20 protein-coding genes are annotated in these 22,280 nt (G+C 48.6%); 10 read left to right on the forward strand and 10 right to left on the reverse strand.

What is annotated here, in order from left to right; all coding sequences use genetic code 11:
* Positions 1-125 precede the first annotated feature (125 nt).
* From UF06_RS15225 to UF06_RS15235, 3 genes are all read right to left on the reverse strand, one after another.
* Complete coding sequence (locus UF06_RS15225; RefSeq protein WP_039430436.1) at positions 126-896, reverse strand: ABC transporter permease; 771 nt, start codon at positions 894-896, stop codon at positions 126-128.
* Positions 897-898: 2 nt separating this feature from the next.
* Entirely contained in the window at positions 899-1,822 is a 924-nt protein-coding gene (locus tag UF06_RS15230) for an ABC transporter ATP-binding protein (protein WP_045571194.1), read from the reverse strand.
* Between the two features lie 152 nt (positions 1,823-1,974).
* Positions 1,975-3,633: a SulP family inorganic anion transporter gene (locus UF06_RS15235; protein ID WP_045571195.1), complete on the reverse strand. Its 1,659-nt coding sequence runs from the start codon at positions 3,631-3,633 to the stop codon at positions 1,975-1,977.
* A 237-nt stretch (positions 3,634-3,870) separates the two neighbouring features.
* Here UF06_RS15235 and can point away from each other — a divergent pair, with 237 nt between their 5' ends.
* The gene (can, locus tag UF06_RS15240) at positions 3,871-4,539 is read left to right on the forward strand and encodes a carbonate dehydratase (protein ID WP_045571196.1); all 669 of its coding nucleotides are present in this window, start codon (positions 3,871-3,873) and stop codon (positions 4,537-4,539) included.
* A gap of 118 nt (positions 4,540-4,657) precedes the next feature.
* Here can and hpt read toward each other — a convergent pair whose 3' ends face one another.
* Complete coding sequence (hpt, locus tag UF06_RS15245; RefSeq protein ID WP_039430440.1) at positions 4,658-5,188, reverse strand: hypoxanthine phosphoribosyltransferase; 531 nt, start codon at positions 5,186-5,188, stop codon at positions 4,658-4,660.
* A 390-nt stretch (positions 5,189-5,578) separates the two neighbouring features.
* Here hpt and UF06_RS15250 point away from each other — a divergent pair, with 390 nt between their 5' ends.
* Entirely contained in the window at positions 5,579-6,193 is a 615-nt protein-coding gene (locus UF06_RS15250) for a LuxR/HapR/OpaR family quorum-sensing transcriptional regulator (protein ID WP_045571197.1), read from the forward strand.
* Positions 6,194-6,349: 156 nt separating this feature from the next.
* Here UF06_RS15250 and lpdA read toward each other — a convergent pair whose 3' ends face one another.
* The 5 genes from lpdA to ampD all read right to left on the reverse strand — a co-directional run bounded on the left by lpdA (position 6,350) and on the right by ampD (position 14,413).
* Positions 6,350-7,777, reverse strand: coding sequence for a dihydrolipoyl dehydrogenase (gene lpdA, locus UF06_RS15255; RefSeq protein WP_045571198.1), 1,428 nt, complete (start codon positions 7,775-7,777; stop codon positions 6,350-6,352).
* Between the two features lie 260 nt (positions 7,778-8,037).
* Positions 8,038-9,939, reverse strand: a complete 1,902-nt coding sequence (aceF, locus tag UF06_RS15260) for a pyruvate dehydrogenase complex dihydrolipoyllysine-residue acetyltransferase (RefSeq protein ID WP_045571199.1) — start codon at positions 9,937-9,939, stop codon at positions 8,038-8,040.
* 19 nt (positions 9,940-9,958) lie between these two features.
* Positions 9,959-12,619: a pyruvate dehydrogenase (acetyl-transferring), homodimeric type gene (aceE, locus tag UF06_RS15265; RefSeq protein ID WP_045571200.1), complete on the reverse strand. Its 2,661-nt coding sequence runs from the start codon at positions 12,617-12,619 to the stop codon at positions 9,959-9,961.
* A 50-nt stretch (positions 12,620-12,669) separates the two neighbouring features.
* Positions 12,670-13,440, reverse strand: coding sequence for a pyruvate dehydrogenase complex transcriptional repressor PdhR (gene pdhR / locus UF06_RS15270; protein WP_039430445.1), 771 nt, complete (start codon positions 13,438-13,440; stop codon positions 12,670-12,672).
* Positions 13,441-13,849: 409 nt separating this feature from the next.
* Positions 13,850-14,413 (reverse strand): 1,6-anhydro-N-acetylmuramyl-L-alanine amidase AmpD, encoded by a 564-nt coding sequence (gene ampD / locus UF06_RS15275; protein ID WP_045571201.1) that lies wholly within the window; start codon positions 14,411-14,413, stop codon positions 13,850-13,852.
* Positions 14,414-14,505: 92 nt separating this feature from the next.
* On the opposite strand from ampD, the gene nadC reads away from it, so the two are divergent.
* From nadC to yacG, 8 genes are all read left to right on the forward strand, one after another.
* Entirely contained in the window at positions 14,506-15,393 is an 888-nt protein-coding gene (gene nadC / locus UF06_RS15280) for a carboxylating nicotinate-nucleotide diphosphorylase (RefSeq protein WP_045571202.1), read from the forward strand.
* Between the two features lie 215 nt (positions 15,394-15,608).
* A complete protein-coding gene (locus UF06_RS15285; protein ID WP_045571203.1) occupies positions 15,609-16,049 on the forward strand; it encodes a prepilin-type N-terminal cleavage/methylation domain-containing protein in 441 nt (146 codons plus the stop codon).
* Positions 16,050-16,056: 7 nt separating this feature from the next.
* Positions 16,057-17,745 carry a type IV-A pilus assembly ATPase PilB gene (gene pilB, locus UF06_RS15290; protein WP_045571204.1) on the forward strand — a complete coding sequence of 563 codons (1,689 nt, stop codon included), beginning with the start codon at positions 16,057-16,059 and terminating at the stop codon, positions 17,743-17,745.
* A gap of 22 nt (positions 17,746-17,767) precedes the next feature.
* A complete protein-coding gene (locus UF06_RS15295) occupies positions 17,768-18,994 on the forward strand; it encodes a type II secretion system F family protein (protein ID WP_045571205.1) in 1,227 nt (408 codons plus the stop codon).
* Between the two features lie 139 nt (positions 18,995-19,133).
* The gene (locus UF06_RS15300) at positions 19,134-20,003 is read left to right on the forward strand and encodes an A24 family peptidase (protein ID WP_045571206.1); all 870 of its coding nucleotides are present in this window, start codon (positions 19,134-19,136) and stop codon (positions 20,001-20,003) included.
* A 1-nt stretch (position 20,004) separates the two neighbouring features.
* Positions 20,005-20,613: a dephospho-CoA kinase gene (gene coaE / locus UF06_RS15305; protein WP_045571207.1), complete on the forward strand. Its 609-nt coding sequence runs from the start codon at positions 20,005-20,007 to the stop codon at positions 20,611-20,613.
* A gap of 32 nt (positions 20,614-20,645) precedes the next feature.
* Positions 20,646-21,386: a cell division protein ZapD gene (gene zapD / locus UF06_RS15310; RefSeq protein WP_045571208.1), complete on the forward strand. Its 741-nt coding sequence runs from the start codon at positions 20,646-20,648 to the stop codon at positions 21,384-21,386.
* A gap of 83 nt (positions 21,387-21,469) precedes the next feature.
* Positions 21,470-21,664, forward strand: coding sequence for a DNA gyrase inhibitor YacG (gene yacG / locus UF06_RS15315; protein ID WP_045571209.1), 195 nt, complete (start codon positions 21,470-21,472; stop codon positions 21,662-21,664).
* A gap of 236 nt (positions 21,665-21,900) precedes the next feature.
* On the opposite strand, the gene rplS is transcribed toward yacG, so the two are convergent.
* Positions 21,901-22,254 (reverse strand): 50S ribosomal protein L19, encoded by a 354-nt coding sequence (gene rplS / locus UF06_RS15320; protein WP_045571210.1) that lies wholly within the window; start codon positions 22,252-22,254, stop codon positions 21,901-21,903.
* Positions 22,255-22,280 lie beyond the last annotated feature (26 nt).

Here is a 22,280-nt window from a genome sequence, read left to right on the forward strand (position 1 = left end):
ATGGTTGACTTGCCTATCGTTGAGGGGCAAAAATGAAAGAGGGTTGTCGATGTGACAACCCTTTTTATTGCTTGTTTTCTTTCTTTTTTATTACTTATTTTATTGCTTCGCAATGCACGTCAGCGTTATGAACGCAGACCAATACCTCGTGTCACTAGGTAATGGGCAACACCGTATAGCAGCAAAACGAAACCGCCGAGTACAGTAAACGAAGTGGCGATACCCACATCCGACACCCCTAAAAAGCCATAACGGAAAGCATTAACCATGTAGACGATAGGGTTGATTTGCGACACCCCTTGCCAAAACTCCGGCAACAACTGAATCGAATAAAAGACGCCACCGAGATAGGTTAGCGGTGTCAAAACAAAGGTCGGGATAATCGAAATGTCGTCAAAGGTGCGGGCAAAAACCGCGTTGATCAGCCCGCCAAGAGCAAACACCACCGAAGTTAAAAACACCGTGGCAAAAATGATTCCCCAATGCTGAACTTGGAGATCGACAAACAGCAACGAAACCGCCGTGACCATCGCCCCCACCAGTAAGCCTCGCGCTACGCCCCCCATCACAAAACCTAAGATGATCACGTAATTGGGCACAGGAGCAACCAGAAGCTCTTCAATGTTGCGTTGAAACTTGGCACTAAAAAACGAAGAGGCAACATTGGAGTAGGAGTTGGTGATCACTGACATCATGATAAGGCCGGGGACAATATACTCCATGTAGCTAAAACCGTTCATCTGGCCGATACGTGAGCCGATCAGGCTGCCAAAAATAATAAAATACAAGCTCATGGTGATCGCCGGCGGAACCAAAGTCTGCACCCAAATACGGGTAAAGCGGTTGATCTCTTTGGTCAGCAAGCTACAAAACGCAGTCCAATACAAACGATACATGCTTATTTCTCCTTAGCCTGCTCACGAACAATACTCACAAACAGCTCTTCGAGGCGATTGGCTTTGTTGCGCATCGACATCACAATGATCCCCTGCGCGCTGAGCTGGGCAAAGACCTGATTGAGCGGCTGCGTTTTTTCAATCTCAATTTCCAATGAATCGTTGTCACAGCGAGATGACACCACTCCCGTCAGTTCAGGGCTCGCCGAGCCCGGCGCCAGATCCAAAATAAAGGTTTCCACATCCAGCTTCGCCAACAAGGATTTCATGCTGGTGTTCTCGATGAGCTCGCCTTTGTTGATGATGCCGATATTGCGACACAGCATCTCCGCTTCTTCCAGATAGTGGGTGGTGAGAATGATGGTAATGCCTTGCTGTTGATTAATCTCTTGTAAAAACTCCCACATGGAGCGGCGCAATTCGATGTCCACCCCTGCGGTTGGTTCATCTAAAATCAGCAGCTTGGGTTCATGCATGAGTGCGCGTGCAATCATCAGTCGTCGCTTCATCCCGCCAGAAAGATTACGCGCACGTTCTTTGCGTTTTTCCCACAGATCGAGTTTAGATAAGTACTTTTGGGCCCTTTCTTTCGCCAGTTCACGTGATACGCCATAATAGCCAGCTTGCTGCATCACGATCTGTTCCACCGTTTCAAACTGGTTAAAGTTAAATTCTTGCGGAACCAGCCCTAAGTTCTGTTTGGCTAACTCTAAATCGCGGTCAATGTCGTAACCAAAGACCTTCACGTGCCCAGATGTTTTATTCACCAAAGAGGAGATCACGCCAATCGTGGTCGATTTTCCAGCCCCATTCGGGCCTAACAACGCATAAAAGTCGCCTTTTTTTACATTCAGGCTGATCCCTTTGAGCGCCTCAAAGCCGCCCGCGTAGGTTTTACGCAGTTGTTCTATTTCGAGTGCGTACATAAATCCACAGTGCTCTTTTCATCAATAATGCCTATCAAATGACGTTCACTTGCTGCTTTTTCAACCCTGCATTAGAAATTAATCATAAACAAAAGCGCGGCTCAAAGGGCCGCGCTTTATCATAACGCTGACTGAAGCCAAAACGGCCAAAGTTAGTTCAGCTGAATCGGCGTTTTCTCAACGGTTTTTACCGCTGCATTCAAGGCTTCGTAGCGGAATTTGAAGGTATTCTCTGCGGGCACTAAATCCAGCACGTGGAACCTTTCTAATTGCTCGCGAGTACGCTCGTTTGGACAGAGCAAATAGACCTCACAGTGTGCCTCCAGCGCATCTTTGATCGCGTTTTCCAGCGCTAATCCCACCGTCACATCAATCATAGGTACATCGGTCAAATCTAAAATCATCACTTCATACTCATTGATACTGGTATGTTGGCGGGAAATCGCTTTCGATACGCTGAAAATCATCGGCCCTGAGAGGTAGAAAAACAGTACCTTACTATTGGCTTTATCCAACAGCGCACGCTCACTGTCAGTCAGTGGCACATCATCGTCATCGGCGTCACTGATCGCCTTCACTTGTTTGGCTTGCTCGCGACTTAAGCGCTCAATCACCAGGATATTAGAGATGAACACCCCCAACCCGACCGCGGCGATCAAATCGACAAACACAGTAAGGAGCATCACGCCGTACATGATTGCCATCCCCTGCACGCTGACTTTGTGTGCGCGCTGGATAAAACTCCAATCGAGAATGCCAAAGCCGACATAGACCGCTATCCCGGCAAGCACCGCCATCGGAATCGGAGCGGTCAGACCGCTCGCCACCAGTACCACCAGCGCTAAAATCAGCGCCCTTGCCACACCAGAGAGCGGTGAGCGTGCCCCCACCTGAATGTTCGTCACCGTACCCATGGTTGCACCCGCACCGGGCAGCGCGCCGAACAGCCCTGAGATCATGTTGGCCAAGCCTTGGCCACGCAATTCTTTGTCTGAGTCATGCTCTTTACGCGTCAACGAATCACCAATGACCGCGGTAAGTAAGGTATCAATGCAACCCAAAGTCCCGAGTACCAGCGCATCAATCACCATAGTGGTAAAGAGTTCCGCGTCCAGTATTGGCACCACCAGCGATGGCAAACCGGTGGGAATCTCGCCAATGCGGCGAATCTCTTCGCTATCAAACAGCATCACGGAGAGCAGCGTCACCGCCACCAGCGCCACCAACTGTGCAGGCACGTACTTACGATATTGCTTGGGAAAGAAAAACAGGATGCCCAAAGTCAGCAGGCCAAGAAACAGCTCGCCAAACTTCATATTAGCCAGTGTACTGGGTAAGGCCGATAGCGTGCCCATCACGCCGCCAGATGGCGCCGCATGACCAAGCAGTGGCGACAATTGCAGAATAATCAAGATGACGCCAATTCCCGACATAAAGCCGGAGATCACGCTATATGGCATCAGAGTGATGTATTTTCCTAGCTTTAGCGTACCAATGAGTATTTGAAACGCGCCTGCCATCATGACCACCGTAAAAGTCATGGCTATGCCAGACTCTGGATACTTGGCCACCATGCTGGTCAGAACTGCGGTCATGATCACCGTCATCGGGCCAGTCGGCTCAGAAATGAGCGTCGTCGAGCCACCAAACAGAGCGGCAAACAGGCCGACCAAAATGGCGCCCCATAGGCCCGCTTCCGCTCCCGCGCCAGAAGCAACCCCAAACGCCAGTGCAAGCGGCAATGAGATAATCGCTGTGGTAACCCCGCCAAACAGGTCCCCTTTGACGTTCATATCTGAAAAGCGTGACATCTTCCTCTTCTTCCCCAAAATAAGCAGATAAATGGCAGCATATTGCCTAAATCATGCATCAGTACAATACGAGTCAGCGTATTTTGCTTTCTCAATGATGTTTTTTAACGACGTTAGCCGAAAAGTCTATAATGTTTGCAGCTAAAACTCGTCAGATGAGTGCACTTGTCACCAATTAGTAAGAGAACGAAATTGTAACATTGTGTATAGTTGGCTGAATCGATTGAGGGAAGTAAGATGCCAGAGTTAAAACAACTATTTGAAAACAATGCAAAGTGGTCAGATTCAATCAAGGCTGAACGGCCTGAATACTTTGCCAAACTTGCCCAAGGACAAAATCCAGACTTTCTCTGGATCGGCTGTGCGGATAGCCGAGTCCCCGCTGAGCGATTAACCGGTCTTTACTCTGGCGAGCTGTTCGTTCACCGCAACGTGGCGAACTTAGTGGTTCATACCGACCTCAACTGTCTGTCGGTGGTGCAGTATGCAGTGGATGTGCTTAAGGTTAAACACATCATTGTTTGCGGCCACTACGACTGCGGCGGAGTGAAAGCGAGCATTAAGAACCCCAAGCTAGGGCTGATTAACAACTGGCTATTACACATTCGCGATCTCTATTTGAAGCACCGCAACTACTTAGATTTCATGCCTGAAGATCAAAGAGCCGATAAATTGGCAGAGCTTAACGTCGCAGAGCAGATCTACAACTTAGGTAACTCCACTATCTTGCAAAATGCTTGGGAGCGCGGCCAAGAGATTGAACTTCATGGCCTCGTGTACGGTATTGAGGACGGTCGTTTGGAATACCTGGGGGCGCGTTGCCACTCAAGCGACTGCGTAGAAACGACCTACGCAAGCTCGCTGGAAAAGATCCTCAACCCAGAACATAAACTGCTGTGTCGTTAAGACGCGGTTGCGTTATACCCACCGATTCAAATCAAAGAAACAAAAAAACGCCCGTGTTCAGGGCGTTTTTTTACTGAAAATCGCTTGCAGAGCTCTGCTCAAGCTTCTTTGCTGCCGCTTACTCCTGCGGAACCACTTTGCCGATAAACGGTAGATGGCGATACTTCTGTGCGTAGTCGATGCCAACACCCACGACGAACTCATCGGGAATTTCAAAACCAATCCAAGTCACGTCGACAGGCACTTCGCGACGAGTCGGTTTATCGAGTAGCGTACAAATGTGGATAGATTTAGGTTCACGCAGCGATAAGATCTCTTTGATTTTGCTCAGCGTATTACCCGTATCGATGATGTCTTCGACGATCAACACATCTTTACCTTTGATGTCATCATCTAAATCTTTGAGAATACGGACATCACGTGAGCTCTCCATGGTGTTGCCGTAGCTTGATGCCGTCATAAAATCGACTTGATGTGTTAGGTTGATCGCACGTGCTAAATCGGCCATAAATACGAAAGAGCCGCGCAGCAAGCCAACCAGCACTAAATCTTCACTACCTTGATAATGCGCCGTGATCTGCTTGCCTAATTCACGAATACGTTCCTGAACAGTTTGCTCAGAAATCATTACTTCTACTGTATGTTTCATACTGTGCTCAATCTTTTTTGTTGGGAATGGCGACGTTTTTCAGCCTTAAGCTGACAAACGTGGTGCACGCGCAAACGTTCACCTGAATCTGGGGCGTAGTGTAACACTCCCACCCTCAATCTTTAAGCCCTGCGAGGCAGATCTTTTTATCTGCTTGTTACTACTCAACAAGATGAAAATAAAAGAGATGTTGGTACCAAAATAGTAAAATTCCCGATCAAAATGTTATCAACATTGACATTACTGTCTATTTCTTGGGCATAATTTGTTGACCCAAAGCATATGCACCATTACACTCATGATGCTTAGAGCAATTATTAAAACAATCAATAGGGACTAGCGTTCCGAATAACTTTTTATACATACCAACTCATTGGCAAGGAACTTATTATGGACTCAATAGCAAAGAGACCTCGAACTCGTTTATCTCCACTGAAACGTAAACAACAACTGATGGAAATCGCACTGGAAGTGTTTGCTCGTCGTGGCATCGGCCGCGGTGGTCACGCAGACATCGCCGAGATTGCACAGGTTTCTGTCGCCACCGTGTTTAACTATTTCCCGACACGTGAAGATCTGGTTGATGAGGTACTCAATCATGTCGTTCGTCAGTTCTCTAATTTCCTGTCGGATAACATTGATCTCGACATTCACGCGCAAGATAACCTCAAAAACATCACCAACGCGATGATTGAACTGGTGACTCAAGACTGTCATTGGCTCAAAGTGTGGTTTGAATGGAGCGCATCAACGCGTGATGAAGTATGGCCACTATTTGTCACCACCAACCGCACTAACCAACTGCTGGTACAGAACATGTTTGTTCGTGCCATCGAGCGTGGCGAGGTGTGTGACAAACACAGCCCAGAAGATCTGGCGAATATGTTCCTCGGCATCTGCTACTCACTGTTTGTGCAAGCCAATCGTGCCAAGAGTGAAGCGGAACTGACCAAACTCGTCAACAGCTACCTGCAAATGCTTTGCATTTATAAGGGTGAGAACTAAGCAGTTCTAGGTGCTAGGTGCTAGGAATAGTTTAAGGTTGATACTCGGGTATCAACCTTTTTTATTACCGCAGGAAACTGATCTGTTTAGCAATCAATAAAAGCCATAAAAAAACCGCTGAACAATCAGCGGTTTTTATCATTTGGCGCTTAGAAATTACTTTTTCTTTTTCGCTTTGGCGTTTGGCAGGTCTGTGATGGTCCCTTCAAACACTTCTGCCGCCAGGCCCACAGACTCGTGCAGAGTTGGGTGAGCGTGGATGGTCAGAGCGATATCTTCTGCATCACAGCCCATCTCAATAGCCAGACCGATTTCGCCCAGCAGTTCGCCACCGTTAGTACCCACGATAGCACCACCGATAACGCGGTGAGTCTCTTTATCAAAGATCAGCTTAGTCATACCGTCAGCACAGTCAGATGCAATTGCACGGCCTGATGCAGCCCACGGGAAGGTGGCTACTTCGTAGTTAATGCCTTCAGCTTTCGCTTCTTTCTCTGTCTTACCCACCCATGCCACTTCTGGCTCAGTGTAAGCAATTGAAGGAATTACTTTAGGATCGAAGTAGTGTTTCTTACCAGAAATCACTTCCGCAGCGACGTGGCCTTCATGCACACCTTTGTGCGCCAACATTGGTTGACCCACAATGTCACCGATGGCGAAAATGTGCGGAACGTTAGTGCGCATTTGCTTGTCAACGTTGATAAAGCCACGCTCATCCACTTCCAGACCTGCTTTTTCAGCATCCAGCAGTTTACCGTTTGGTACACGACCGATAGCGACTAGAACCGCGTCGTAACGCTCAGCTTCAGTTGGGGCTTTTTTGCCTTCCATTGAAACGTAGATACCGTCTTCTTTCGCTTCAACGGCTGTTACTTTGGTTTCCAGCATCAGGTTGAATTTCTTGCTGATACGTTTGGTGTAGACTTTAACGATGTCTTTATCCGCAGCTGGGATAAGTTGGTCAAACATCTCAACCACATCAATTTTAGAGCCTAGTGAGTGGTAAACCGTCGCCATTTCCAGACCAATGATACCACCGCCCATGATCAGCAGTTTTCCTGGGACTTCTTTCAGCTCAAGCGCGTCCGTTGAGTCCCAAATGCGTGGGTCTTCATGAGGAATAAATGGCAGTTTGATTGGGCGAGAACCCGCTGCAACGATGGCGTTGTCGAAGTTAACCACGGTTTTACCATCTTCGCCTTCCACTTCAATCGTGTTAGGTCCAGTGAACTTACCAAAACCGTTAACCACGTTCACTTTACGCATCTTAGCCATACCGCCAAGACCGCCAGTCAGTTGGTTAATTACTTTTTCTTTCCACAGACGAATCTTGTCGATGTCGGTTTGCGGTTCGCCAAATACGATGCCGTGCTCAGCCAGCGCTTTAGCTTCTTCGATAACTTTAGCTACGTGCAGTAGTGCTTTCGATGGGATACAACCCACGTTGAGACACACACCACCAAGAGTGTTGTAACGTTCGATAAGAACAGTGTCCAGACCTAAGTCTGCACAGCGGAATGCAGCGGAGTAACCAGCAGGACCGGCACCAAGTACTACCACCTGGGCTTTAATTTCTTTGCTCATTTTGACCTCTTGTAGTCATTATCCCTAACAGGCTGAGTGAGTTTTGATTTTTTGTTTAATTTAAGAGTGGTTTGTTTTAAACATTTTTTCAGACCGCCAACAGTTTACAGAGATGTTAATGGTGTGAAAAGTAAATCAATTTAGCCTGTGAGCCAGACGACAATTCAGTGCATAAAAAGCCAATTGAGAACGGCGATTCACCAAATTGTCAGACAATTCTATTAACAGAGGCGGCATAAGGCCGCCTCTTGAGTTTTCTATTACAGAACCAGACGGCGAATGTCAGACAGACACTCGTTTAGGTAAGTAATGAAACGCGCACCTTCAGCGCCATCTATCACACGGTGGTCGTAGGACAGAGACAGAGGAAGTTGCAGACGTGGAGCAAACTCTTTGCCGTTCCACACTGGCTTGATCTCAGACTTAGACACGCCAAGGATACCCACTTCTGGTGCGTTCACGATTGGTGTGAATGCGGTACCGCCGATACCACCCAGACTTGAGATGGTGAAACAGCCGCCTTGCATGTCTGCCGCCGTCAGTTTACCTGCACGTGCTTTCTTCGATACGACGGCCAGCTCTTCAGACAGCTCGTAGATACCTTTCTTGTTCACGTCTTTGAATACAGGAACAACCAGACCGTTTGGTGTATCGACTGCGATACCGATGTTCACGTATTTCTTCAGGATCAAGCTCTCACCGTCTTCAGACAGAGAAGAGTTGAACGCCGGGAACGCTTCTAGAGCTTTCGCCGCAGCTTTCATAATGAACACCAGTGGCGTGATCTTCATGCCTGAATCTTTCTTCGCTTCGATCGCGTTCTGCTCTTTACGGAATGCTTCTAGCTCAGTGATGTCTGCGTTATCCCACTGTGTAACGTGCGGGATCATCACCCAGTTACGGTGCAGGTTCGCGCCAGAGATCTTCTTAATGCGAGACAGTGGCTGAATTTCAGTTTCACCGAACTTGCTGAAGTCCACTTTTGGCCAAGGTAGCAGACCTAGTGCCGCGCCGTCGCCTTTGCCAGATGCGGCTGATGCTGCGCCTGACTCCAGACGTTTCAGCGCTTCTTTCACATAGTTCTGAACGTCTTCTTTCAGAATGCGGCTCTTACGGCCTGAACCTTTCACTTTAGACAGGTTAACGCCGAATTCACGCGCTAGGCGACGAACCACTGGAGACGCGTGCGCGTACTCGTTGTTCTCTTCAAACTCAATTGCTGCTGGAGCTGCTGCAGGTTTCGCCGCTTCAGCTTTAGGAGCTGCTGCTTGAGCTGGTGCCGCTGCTGCAACTGGCGCTGCGCCCGCCACCGGAGTGCCGGCCACCTCAAACACCATGATTAGAGAACCAGTAGAAACTTTGTCGCCAGCTGCAACTTTGATTTCTTTAACCGTACCAGCAAACGGAGCAGGTACTTCCATAGATGCTTTGTCGCCTTCCACAGTAATCAGAGATTGCTCTTCAGATACGGTATCGCCAACTGCAACCATGATTTCAGTGACTTCAACTTCGTCGCCGCCGATATCAGGAACGTTAACTTCTTTGCGTTCCGGCGTTCCGGCGACAGATACTGCTGGTGCCGCTGCCGGAGCTGCCGCTGCAACTGGTGCAGGAGCTGCTGCGCCTGAACCTGCCACTTCGAAGATCATCACTAGTGAGCCAGTTGATACTTTATCGCCAGCTGCAACTTTGATTTCTTTTAGAGTACCAGCGAATGGCGCTGGTACTTCCATTGACGCTTTATCACCTTCTACTGTGAGTAGAGATTGCTCTTCAGCGATTGAATCGCCAACAGCAACCATGATTTCAGTCACTTCAACTTCGTCGCCACCGATATCCGGTACACAAACTTCTTTTAGTTCACTTGCTGCTGCAGGTGCAGCTACCGGAGCTGCTTCTGCCGCTGGAGCTGGTGCAGCCGCTGCTGCACCTTCCGCTTCAAAGACCATGATCAGAGAGCCAGTCGTTACTTTGTCACCAGCAACCACTTTGATTTCTTTTACGATACCCGCTTGAGATGCTGGTACTTCCATAGAAGCTTTGTCGCCTTCTACAGTAATTAGTGACTGCTCTTCTTCAACCTTGTCGCCAACGCTTACAAGAATCTCAGTAACTTCAACCTCATCCGCACCGATATCAGGTACATTAATTTCGATTGCCATTATTCTTTCCTACCTTCAATTAAGCGTATAGCGGGTTTGTTTTTTCAGTGTCGATGTTGAATTTCTTGATAGCTTCCGCCACCACAGATTTCTCAACTTCACCACGTTTCGCTAGTTCGTTTAGAGCAGCAACCACCACGTAACCTGCGTTCACTTCGAAGTGACGACGTAGGTTTTCACGGCTGTCTGAGCGACCGAAACCGTCAGTACCCAGTACTTTGTAAGACTGTGCTGGGATGAACGCGCGAACTTGGTCAGCGTAGTTCTTCATGTAGTCAGTCGCTGCGATAGCAGGCTCAGTACCCATCACTTGAGCGATGTAAGGCACTTTCACATCTGCTTCTGGGTGCAGCATGTTGAAACGATCACACGCTTGGCCATCACGAGCCAGTTCGTTGAATGAGGTTACCGAGTAAACATCAGAGGCGATGCCGTATTCTTCGCTCAGGATAACAGCCGCTTTACGCACTTCGTTCATGATAGTACCAGAGCTCATCAACTGAACTTTACCGTTAGAACCAGACAGAGTTTCCAGTTTGTAGATACCTTTACGGATACCTTCTTCAGAACCTTCTGGCATTGCTGGATGCGCGTAGTTTTCGTTCATCAGCGTTAGGTAGTAGAACACGTTCTCTTGATCGCCGTACATGCGACGGATACCGTCTTGCATGATAATCGCAACTTCGTAAGCAAAAGTCGGATCGTAAGAGATACAGTTTGGTACTGTGCCCGCCAGAATGTGCGAGTGACCATCTTCGTGCTGCAGACCTTCACCGTTCAGTGTGGTACGACCCGCAGTAGCACCCAGTAGGAAGCCACGCGCTTGTTGGTCGCCCGCCATCCACGCCATGTCGCCAACACGTTGGAAACCGAACATAGAGTAGTAGATGTAGAACGGGATCATCGGCAGGTTGTTGGTGCTGTAAGACGTCGCAGCCGCAACCCAAGATGACATCGCACCCAGCTCGTTGATACCTTCTTGCAGTACCTGACCTGAAGTCGCTTCTTTGTAGTAAGAAACGATATCGCGATCTTGTGGGGTGTAGTTCTGACCGTGCGGGTTGTAGATACCTATTTGACGGAACAGACCTTCCATACCGAAAGTACGCGCTTCATCAGCGATGATAGGAACAATGTTTTGACCAATGTTTTTGTCTTTCAACAGGATGTTCAGTGCACGCACGTAAGCCATCGTTGAAGAGATTTCACGTTTCTGTTCTTCCAGAAGCGGTTTGAACTCTTCCAGTTCTGGAATCACCAGTTCCTGAGTGAAGTTAGGCAGACGCTGTGGCGTGTAACCGTGCAGCGCTTTACGACGAGCGTGCAGGTATTCGTATTCTTTCGAGCCTTCTTCCAGTTTCAGGTAAGGCAGTTTGTTCACTTCTTCGTCAGAGATCAGATCTTGCAGGCCAAGACGGTTACGCATCGCTAGTACGTGCGTCATATCCATCTTCTTCACTTGGTGTGCAATGTTCTTACCTTCTGCCGCTTCACCCATGCCGTAACCTTTAACGGTTTTCGCTAGGATAACCGTTGGGCGACCATTGGTCTCTTGAGCGTTCTTGAACGCTGCGTACAGTTTAGAAGACTCATGACCACCGCGTTTCAGCGCGAAGATCTCATCATCGGTCATGTCAGTAACAAGAGCCGCTGTTTCTGGGTATTTACCGAAGAAATGCTCGCGAACGTACGCGCCATCTTTCGCTTTAAAGGTTTGGTAGTCGCCGTCGATGGTTTCGTTCATCAGCTGCAGCAGTTTACCTGTGGTGTCTTTCGCCAGCAGTTTATCCCAGCCGTTACCCCAGATAACTTTCACCACGTTCCAGCCAGCACCTTTGAACAGACCTTCCAGTTCTTGGATGATCTTGCCGTTACCCATTACTGGGCCGTCCAGACGCTGCAGGTTACAGTTGATGAGGAAACATAGGTTGTCCAGTTTTTCACGTGCAGCGAAAGAGATCGCGCCGCGTGATTCTGGCTCATCCATCTCACCGTCACCTAGAAACGCATAAACGCGCTGCTCTGAGGTGTCTTTCATACCACGGCCTTCCAGATACTTGAGGAAGCGCGCTTGGTAGATGGCAGAAATTGGACCCAAACCCATAGATACGGTTGGGAATTGCCAGAATTCTGGCATTAATTTCGGGTGTGGGTAGGAAGGAATGCCTTTGCCATCCACTTCTTGACGGAAGTTGTCTAGCTGCTCTTCAGTCAGGCGGCCTTCAACGAATGCACGCGCGTAAATCCCAGGAGAGATGTGACCTTGGTAGTAAACCAAATCGCCACCATCTTTTTCGTTAGGAGCACGGAAGAAGTGGTTGAAACATGTCTCATAGAACGCCGCTGACGACTGGAATGACGCCATATGGCCGCCCAGATCCAAATCTTTCTTCGATGCACGAAGAACGATCATAATTGCGTTCCAGCGAATGATTGAACGAATACGGCGTTCGATCGTAGTGTCGCCTGGGTAAGCTGGTTCTTGGGCTGCAGGAATCGTGTTGATGTAGTTGGTTGTGATACCGGTTGGCATATCAACACCGTCTAGACGTGCTTTTTCCAGAACTTCTTCAAGTAGGAACTGCGCACGCTCTACGCCTTCTTCACGTACAACTGACTCAAGCGCGGCTAACCACTCCTGAGTTTCCAGTGCATCTACGTCATGCTTCATGTCAGACATGGCGATCTATCCTTCTGTTGGTTGGATCTAGTTTGAATCGCAATGAACCACTATTGCGGCTCATTACCTTGTTGAATTCGACGCAGCGATCGCTCACGGCGAGTCTGTTCACGAGTCAAATCCAACAACGTTTCTTCGATATAAGCTAAGTGAGAATGGGACATTTCACGCGCCTTTTCTGGCTGACCTGAAACAATCGCATCCACGATATTAGCCCGGTGCTTACTTACTTTCTCAACCGCTTCTGGGCGGCGATGTAATAATTTAAAATTCTGTCGAATATTTTGCTCAAGCAAAGGCGCAAGGCTACGTACGATGTGCAGCAGTACGACGTTGTGTGCCGCTTCAGTAATCGCGATGAGGAACGCCATCACTTGTTCAGCTTCCGCATCGGCGTCTTTCTTTTCCTGAACCTCAGCGATTCGGGAAACGCAGGTTTGAATACGGGCAAAATCTTCTTCGGTACCGCGCAACGCCGCAAAATAAGCGCAAATACCTTCCAGCGCATGACGCGCTTCCAGTAAGTCCAGTTGAGTCTCGGAGTGGCTAGACAATAAATTTAGCAGAGGATCGGAAAAACTCTGCCAAATGCGATCGCTGACAAACGTTCCGCCCCCTTGACGACGGGTCAGTAGACGTTTGGCTTCCAGGCGCTGAATGGCTTCTCTGATGGAGGGACGCGAAACCTCAAACTGTTTAGCAAGCTCCCTTTCCGGTGGGAGTTGCTGGCCAGGTGAGAGCGTTCCTTCCACTATCAGCCGCTCCAATTCCTGTTCAATCACATCGGAGAGCTTTGGCTGACGAATCCTTTGATAAGCCATAATTTATTGTTCTTCTACTCTTGAATTCACTAGCAATTCGCTTTGCTGGCAATTGGTAATACCAATTTTAAGTTGGTGCAGAAATTAACATAATTTAAACGCCACTGTCCAGCCAAAAGTTGACCTAAATCATAGAACAACTCACACCTCAACACTTTGATAACATCCGGATATTAAAACAGCAATAGAATTGGTCTGACCAATTACAAAGTAGAAACAGATGGGCGAATAACGTGCTGGTCAGTTTGGTCACAAAATGGCAAATACGCGAATCTAAGCGCGGCTCATTTTGTCAAAGCGGGCGCTGGGTTACGCTTTTTCCATCCACTAACGAGCATAAAAAAGGTAAGCAACTTAGCTTACCTTTTTATGACACAAGACTCTTATTCAGTGCAGACTCACCGCCGCTTTAAAGGTCGTCATTGTCTTCAAGCATCGCGCGGTAACGACGCCAATCAAAACTGAGGCCGGGATCGGTTTTGCGCAGCGGTGCAATGTATTGATGCCCAGTAATCCGCGAAGGCGTAATGTGCGGATAGTGTTCGATGATAGTTTGGCTCACTTGGGTAAGCGCAGCATATTGCTCTGGGGTGTAGGCGACAAAATCCGTACCTTCCAACTCAATGCCAATGGAGTAATCGTTACAACGCGAAACACCAGCAAAACTGGAAGCACCAGCGTGCCACGCGCGATCGTTAAAAGAGACAAACTGCACAATTTCACCATCGCGTTTGATCAAACAATGGGCCGATACTCGCATTTTCGCTATCACCTGAAAAAAGGGATGCAAGTCGGGCGACAAATTACCCTGAAAAAAATCTTCAATATAGGGGCCACCAAACTCGCCTGGCGGCAAACTGATGTTGTGGATCACCAGCAGTGAGACAGGCTCCCCCGCGGGGCGGGCATCATAAAAAGGCGACGGCCGATGGGTGACGCCTTGCAGCCATCCATACGTGATCACAGCTTGCATATCCACCTCTCTGCTTTGCAAATTAACTGCTGAAATTCTTACCAGCCGAGAGTATCATTCCTTGCCAACGACCTTTCAAGATAAGATTTGCGATGAACAACAGACATAACAGCCAACAACGCCTTGACTATTTGCAGCAGCAGCTTCCTCTGGAAATTACCCGCTCGGTTACCGATACCTTAAAAGAAGATCTCGGTGGCAGTTTGGATGCGGCCAACGACATCACCGCCTCTCTTATCCCAGCCGATGCGATCAACAGCGCCACCATCATTACCCGCGAGCACGGTGTTTTTTGTGGTCAAGCATGGGCCGATGAAGTGTTCAAGCAACTTGGCGGACGTGTGACGATCGAATGGCATGTCAAGGATGGCGATCGTGTCGAGCCGAACCAAACCCTATGCACGCTCACAGGCCCTGCGCGCGACCTTCTGACCGGCGAGCGCAATGCGATGAACTTTATCCAAACCCTGTCAGGCTGCGCGACCGTGACCGCCCAGTACGCGGCAAAAATCGCTCATACACAGTGTCGACTGCTTGATACACGCAAAACCATTCCGGGGCTGCGCAGCGCGCTCAAATACGCGGTGGCGTGTGGCGGCGGTTTTAATCATCGTATCGGCGTTTTTGACGCCTATCTGATCAAAGAAAACCATATCATTGCCTGCGGCGGCATTACTCAAGCCATCTCTAAAGCCAAAGAGCTTAACCCCGGCAAACCGGTGGAAGTCGAAACCGAAAATCTCGATGAACTGCGCCAAGCGATTGAAGCGGGCGCCGACATCATCATGCTCGACAACTTCACCATTGAGATGATGCGAGAAGCGGTGGCCATTAACGCTGGCCGCACAGCGCTGGAAAACTCTGGCAACGTCACGCTAGACACCATTTGCGAGTATGCCGAAACAGGCGTGGACTACATCTCCGTCGGTGCGCTGACCAAGCATATTAAGGCGATGGATTTATCCATGCGTTTCAAATAGTTAACAAAGCTATTACTTATAAGGGGCCAACGGCCCCTTTTTCGTTTTAAAACCTTAACCCACTCGCAAAACCTTGCTAATCGTATGTAATTGGCGATGAAAGAGTTTTAGCTCACTCGCGATGTCGTCGCGTCGATATTCCAACAATTCAACACCTTGCATAATCTGCTCAACATGCTCACGCAGCATGGTTAAACCGAATTCAAGGAAACGACATGAAACAACATAATCGAGTAACAAAACAGCAGGGCTTTACCCTGATTGAATTAATGATAGTGGTGGCAATTATTGGGGTATTAACGGCAGTCGCCATGCCCGCATATAAAAGCTATGTAACAAAAAGTGAACTAGCTGCTGGTTCCGCCACCGTCAGAAATCTACTAACAAATATCGACATGTTTCATCAAGAAAAAGGCACTTATGTTGGAATGACTTTAGCCGATATCGGTGCGACTCAAACAATGAGTGGATTGGGTGATTTAGCACTAACAGATCTAACGGTGAGCACTGCATCTGCAACTTTCACTTTTGATAACTCTTCAGTTAATACCGCTGTTATCAAATATGCTAAGTCTTCGACAGGATGGGTTTGCGCAATTACTGCCAACTCTGCTTCAGCAGTAACTTCTGAGACAAAACCTAAAGGTTGTTCTTGATAAAACAATGACTAACAATCTTGTAATTATCCTTCGTCAATCTAATTTACTTAGCTCAACGCAAGAGCAAGCCTGTTTGGAACATCTCAATGCTTCCGGTGCCAGTGCACCGGAGGTGTTGTTGCAACTGGGCTTTTTCCAAGCCGAAGAACTGACTGAACATCTCAGCGCGCTGTTTGGCTTGCCGCCCGTCGAGCTTAGCCACTATGACTACCAAAGCGTGTGCAACCAACTGGGGTTGCGCGAGCTTATCACCCGCCACCAAGCCCTGCCGCTACAAAAAAATCGCTCAGCGCTAATTCTCGCCAGTGCCGACCCAACCAATTTACAGGCCGAAGATGACTTTCGCTTTGCCACTGGGCTGCAAGTGGAAATGGTGTTGGCCGATGTTAAGCAGTTGCAAGGGGCAATACGTCGCCTATATGGCCGCACCCTTTCTCAAGATAACCGCTCAGGACTGAAAGAGATCCACCAAGATGAGCTGGCCAACTTAGTCGATGTGGCAGCCGATGAAGTCGATAATATTGAAGATCTCAGCCAAGACAGCTCCCCTGTCAGCCGTTTTATCAACCAGATCTTACTCGATGCGGTGCGTAAAGGCGCATCCGACATTCACTTTGAACCCTATGAAGCGATGTATCGCGTGCGTTTGCGCTGCGATGGTATTTTGGTCGAAGTGCAGCAACCACCGAGCCATTTGAGCCGTCGACTCTCCGCACGGCTTAAGATTCTCGCCAAGCTGGATATCGCCGAGCGGCGTTTACCGCAAGATGGGCGCATCAAACTCAAACTGAACCAAAACACCGCGATTGATATGCGCGTTTCTACCCTACCGACACTGTTTGGCGAAAAAATCGTGTTGCGTCTGCTCGACAGTTCCAGCAGCAACTTGGACATTGATAAACTCGGCTACAGCGAAACGCAAAAGCAGCTCTATCTCAACGCGCTGCGCAAGCCGCAAGGGATGATCTTGATGACGGGCCCAACCGGCAGCGGCAAAACCGTTTCACTCTACACCGGTTTAAGCCTACTCAATCGCCCTGAAGTCAACATCTCTACCGCCGAAGATCCGGTAGAGATTAACTTGCCCGGCATTAACCAAGTGCAAGTGCAGCCCAAAATCGGCTTTGGCTTTGCACAGGCGCTGCGCTCATTTTTACGTCAAGACCCCGATATTGTCATGGTCGGTGAAATTCGTGATTTAGAAACTGCCGAAATAGCCATTAAAGCCGCGCAAACAGGGCATTTAGTGCTATCCACCCTACATACCAACTCGGCCGCAGAGACCATAGTACGCCTATCAAACATGGGCATTGCCAGCTTTAACCTCGCTTCTTCATTGAGCTTGATTATCGCTCAGCGTCTAGCGCGTCGTTTGTGTCGCCATTGCAAGCAGCCACAACGCCTTTCACCGGCATTGCAAGAGCTGGGATTAAATCAGCAAGATGGGCTGTATCGCGCCAATCCTCAAGGCTGTAACGAATGCAATCAAGGGTATTCCGGGCGTGTCGGCATTTACGAAGTGATGCCCTTTGACGATGCGATGGCAGAGGCGCTGCTCAAAGGAGCCTCGGTACAAAGCTTGGAAATGCTCGCCAGGAAAAAAGGCATGCTGACGCTTCGAGAATCCGGGCTGGAAAAAGTCAAGCAAGGCATCACCAGCATTGCTGAGCTGCAACGCGTGCTCTACCTGTAACCTCACTTGCCTAGGAGAGATCATGAAAGTAAATGCGCCTACGCAGATTAAAAATTACCGCTGGAAAGGCATCAATAGCTCAGGCAAAAGAGTGTCAGGTGATGTGTTAGCCATCAGTGAAATCGAAGTGCATGACAAACTGCATGCGCAGCAGATTAAGATCCGTAAGATAAAAAAATCCAGCGTCTCAATATTGACCCGCATGAGTCACCGAGTAAAAAGCCGCGATATCACCGTCTTCACCCGCCAAATCTCGACCATGCTCGCCACTGGCGTGCCGATCCTACAAGCGCTAAAACTGGTCGCCGATAACCACCGCAAAGCGGAGATGAAGTCCATTTTAACCAACGTGAGTAAAGCGATTGAAGCGGGCACACCAATGTCCAAAGCCTTACGAACCGCCAGCCATCACTTTGATGGGCTGTACACGGATTTGGTCGCGACGGGCGAGCAGTCAGGCAACCTTGCACTGGTATTCGAACGCTTGGCGCTCTATCGAGAAAAAAGCGAAGAGCTGCGTTCCAAAGTGATCAAAGCATTGATTTATCCTTGCATGGTGGTGCTCGTCGCCTTGGGAGTCTCTTATCTGATGCTAACGCAAGTGATTCCCGAGTTTCGCAAAATGTTTGTCGGCTTTGGTGCCGAGCTGCCTTGGTTTACGCAGAAGGTGCTCAATTTATCGGACTTTGTCCAAGCTTATAGCAGTTGGTTTTTTATCTCCCTTATCAGCGCCGTTTATCTGTTGCGCAGCATCAGTCGAAAGTCCGATCAGGTTAAACTGAAGTTTTCCCGTCTCAGTTTAAGGCTCCCAGTACTCGGTGGCGTGTTTTCCAAAGCGGCGATTGCCAAGTTCAGCCGTACATTAGCCACCAGTTTTAGCTCGGGCATCCCGATTCTAACCAGCTTACAAACCACCAGCAAAACGTCAGGCAATCTGCACTATCAATACGCGATTGAAAGTGTTTATCGCGACACCGCCGCAGGGATGCCCATGTACATTGCGATGCGCAACAGCAACGCCTTTCCCGAACTGGTGCTGCAAATGGTGATGATCGGTGAAGAGTCGGGGCGTCTCGACGATATGCTCAATAGAATAGCGACCATCTATGAGTTCGAGGTGGACAACACCGTGGATAACCTCGGTAAGATCCTTGAACCGCTGATCATCGTTTTTCTCGGCGTGGTGGTCGGCGGTTTGGTCGCGGCCATGTACCTACCAATATTTAACTTAATGAGTGTTATGGGCTAATATGCCTTTCTGACCAAGTGCTTGACACTGTGTGTCGTGCTGCTTTGGCAGTGTTGCACCCATCGTCGCCTCTTATTGGTCAATATTTCAATCATTGATTGTTGCCAGCAGCAAAGTGGCGACACGAGACCCAATTTTTATGGATGCATTGCACTACTATCCTTGGCTGTATGTTGGCCTAGCAGCGTTATTTGGCTTGATTGTCGGTAGCTTTCTCAACGTGGTTATTTATCGCTTGCCGAAAATGATGGAACTGGAGTGGCAACGGGAATGTGCCGAGGCCTTTCCTCAATACGCCATCGCCGCGCCGAAGGAAACGCTCTCCCTCAGCACGCCGCGTTCCACTTGCCCGACGTGCCATACTCCGATTCGTATCCGCGATAACATTCCGCTGCTGAGTTGGTTTTGGCTCAAAGGGCGCTGTCATCAGTGTCAAAGTAAGATCAGTGGCCGCTATCCTGCGGTTGAGCTGCTCAGTGCAACCCTATGCGCCTTGGTGGCGTGGAAATTTGGCTACAGCCTTTACTCGCTGGCACTGCTGTTTTTCACCTTTACCTTGATCGCTGCGACCTTTATCGATCTCGATACCATGCTATTGCCAGATCAACTGACCCTGCCTTTAACTTGGTCCGGTATTGCCCTTGCGCTGCTGGAAATCAGCCCTGTCTCTTTGCAAAATTCGGTGATTGGCGCCATGGCAGGCTATCTCTGCCTTTGGTCTGTCTATCACCTTTTCCGTCTGATGACAGGGAAAGAAGGCATGGGGTATGGCGATTTTAAGTTATTGGCCGCGCTCGGCGCTTGGCTAGGCTGGCAATCACTTCTGATGATCATTTTGCTCTCTTCGGTGGTAGGGCTAATCTTTGGCCTGATCCAACTTCGCTTACAAAAACAGGGCATCGAAAAAGCGTTTCCTTTTGGCCCCTATCTCGCCATCGCCGGCTGGGTCGCATTAATGTGGGGCGAATCGTTAATGAGTTGGTATTTCAGCGTAATGATGGGGGCATAACATGGCGTTTGTCGTCGGTTTAACAGGCGGTATCGCCAGTGGCAAAACAACCGTGGCCAACCTTTTTCATCACCATTTCTCGATTGATATTGTTGATGCCGATGTGGTCGCTCGTCAGGTTGTCGAGCCTGATACCCCAGGGCTTTTCGCAATTGTTGACCATTTCGGCGCAGAAATACTCTTGCCCGATGGCCGTTTAAATCGCGCCAAATTACGCGAACGGATTTTCTCTCACCCTGAAGAGAAGCAGTGGTTAAATCAATTGCTTCATCCATTGATTCGGCAAAAGATGATTGATGACTTGCGCAGCGTGCAATCGACTTACGCTCTGTTGGTGGTTCCCTTACTGGTGGAAAACCAACTGCAAAGCTTGTGCGATCGTGTGTTAGTCGTGGATGTCGATGAGCAAACGCAAATTGAACGCACAATGCGACGTGATGGTGTGGAGGAAACGCAGGTCAAAGCGATCCTCCAGTCACAAGCCAGCCGCCGTGAGCGTCTCGCCATCGCGAATGATGTGATTAAAAATAGCGCAACAGACCAAGATCTTTTGCTGCAAGTCACAAATTTACATCAAAAGTACCTAGCCATGAGCCAGCAAAATCGGTGAAAATAAGTGAGAAACGTTTACAGGCCAGTTAGATGACCACGCACAAATTCGAACATCCATTAAATGAAAAGACGCGTATTTACTTGAGAGTAGAATCACTCTTAAGGCAGGCTCACGTGGCTTCCTGTTTTGCGGAAAATCATCAGTACCAGCTTTTTTTCCGTTCGATCTTCGATTTATTGGAGATTTTCGAACAGATTCAACTCAAAAGCGAACTGGCTAAAGATATTGAAAAGCAGCGGCTGTTGTATCGCAGCTGGTTAGATGTCGATGGCGTGGATCAAGCCACCCTGCGTTCTCTGCTCAACGAAGCCGATCGCACTCACAGCGCTTTGATGCATGCGGAGCGTTTTGGCCAATCACTCAAAGAAGATCGCTTTCTCAGTTCGATTCGCCAACGTTTTAGCCTACCCGGCGGCTCTTGCTGCTTTGACTTGCCCGCTTTGCATTATTGGCTGCATTTGCCACTAGAGCGTAAAAAGTACGACGCGCAAAAGTGGCTCAATAGTCTACAACCGCTCTCTGACGCACTGCTTTTATGGCTGAAACTGACTCGGGAAACAGGCTATTTCAGAAGCCAGATTGCACGCAATGGTTTTTTCCAAAGTGATGCTGAAGAAGCGAACATCCTTCGCTTGCATATCCCAATGGAGTTTGGTGTTTATCCGATGATTTCCGGACATAAAAATCGCTTTGCCATCAAGTTCATTAGCTTTGAAACTGGTCAAGCCTGTAGCCAAGACGTTAGTTTTGATTTGGCGGTTTGCAGTTAAGGTTCACGCTTTTCATTATTTTCATTTCGCTTTGCGTTACTATTTGTTGTTCGCAAATCCATTCGTTTTACGGTTCTATCTCTATGAAAAAAATCACCATAGTTAAATGCCCTCAATGTGCCACGGAAGTGGAATGGGGCGAGCAAAGCCCACATCGCCCGTTTTGCAGTAAAAAATGCCAAATGATCGATTTTGGTGAATGGGCCGATGAAGAGAACACTATCCCGGGCGCGCCGGATATGTCTGATAGTGATGGTTGGTCGGAAGAGCAGTTCTAAGCGATGTGGCTAGGTGCTAGGTGCTAGGTGCTAGGTGCTAGGTGCTAGGTGCTAGGTGCTAGGTGCTAGGGATTGAAGAGGGTTGGTGGTAACACGTCAACCTTTTTTATTTGGTCGTTTTTACCATTTTACTCTAGGCAGCAAGCCGAACCCTTTCGCCAACTGTGCAGTTTAAGTGATACAAAAAGCGGAGCCTACTGGCTCCGCTTTTTACTATGAGAACGCGAGTTCTAGCATTACTTCTTAGTAAGCTTCTCTTTGATACGAGCAGCTTTACCAGATAGGTCGCGTAGGTAGTACAGTTTGGCACGACGTACTGCACCGCGGCGTTTCACTTCAATGCTAGCAACTACTGGAGAGTGAGTTTGGAACGTACGCTCAACACCTTCACCGTTAGAAATCTTACGTACAGTGAATGCAGAGTGTAGACCACGGTTACGGATTGCGATTACGATGCCTTCAAAAGCCTGTAGACGCTCACGATCACCTTCTTTTACCTTAACTTGAACAACAACAGTGTCACCTGGTGCAAATTTAGGTAGGTCTTGCTTCATTTGCTCTTGCTCAAGAGCTTTGATGATGTTACTCATTTTTAAAATTTCCTAGAATAAACTGA

The organism is Vibrio sp. S234-5, from assembly GCF_000960595.1.
GTDB lineage: Bacteria > Pseudomonadota > Gammaproteobacteria > Enterobacterales > Vibrionaceae > Vibrio.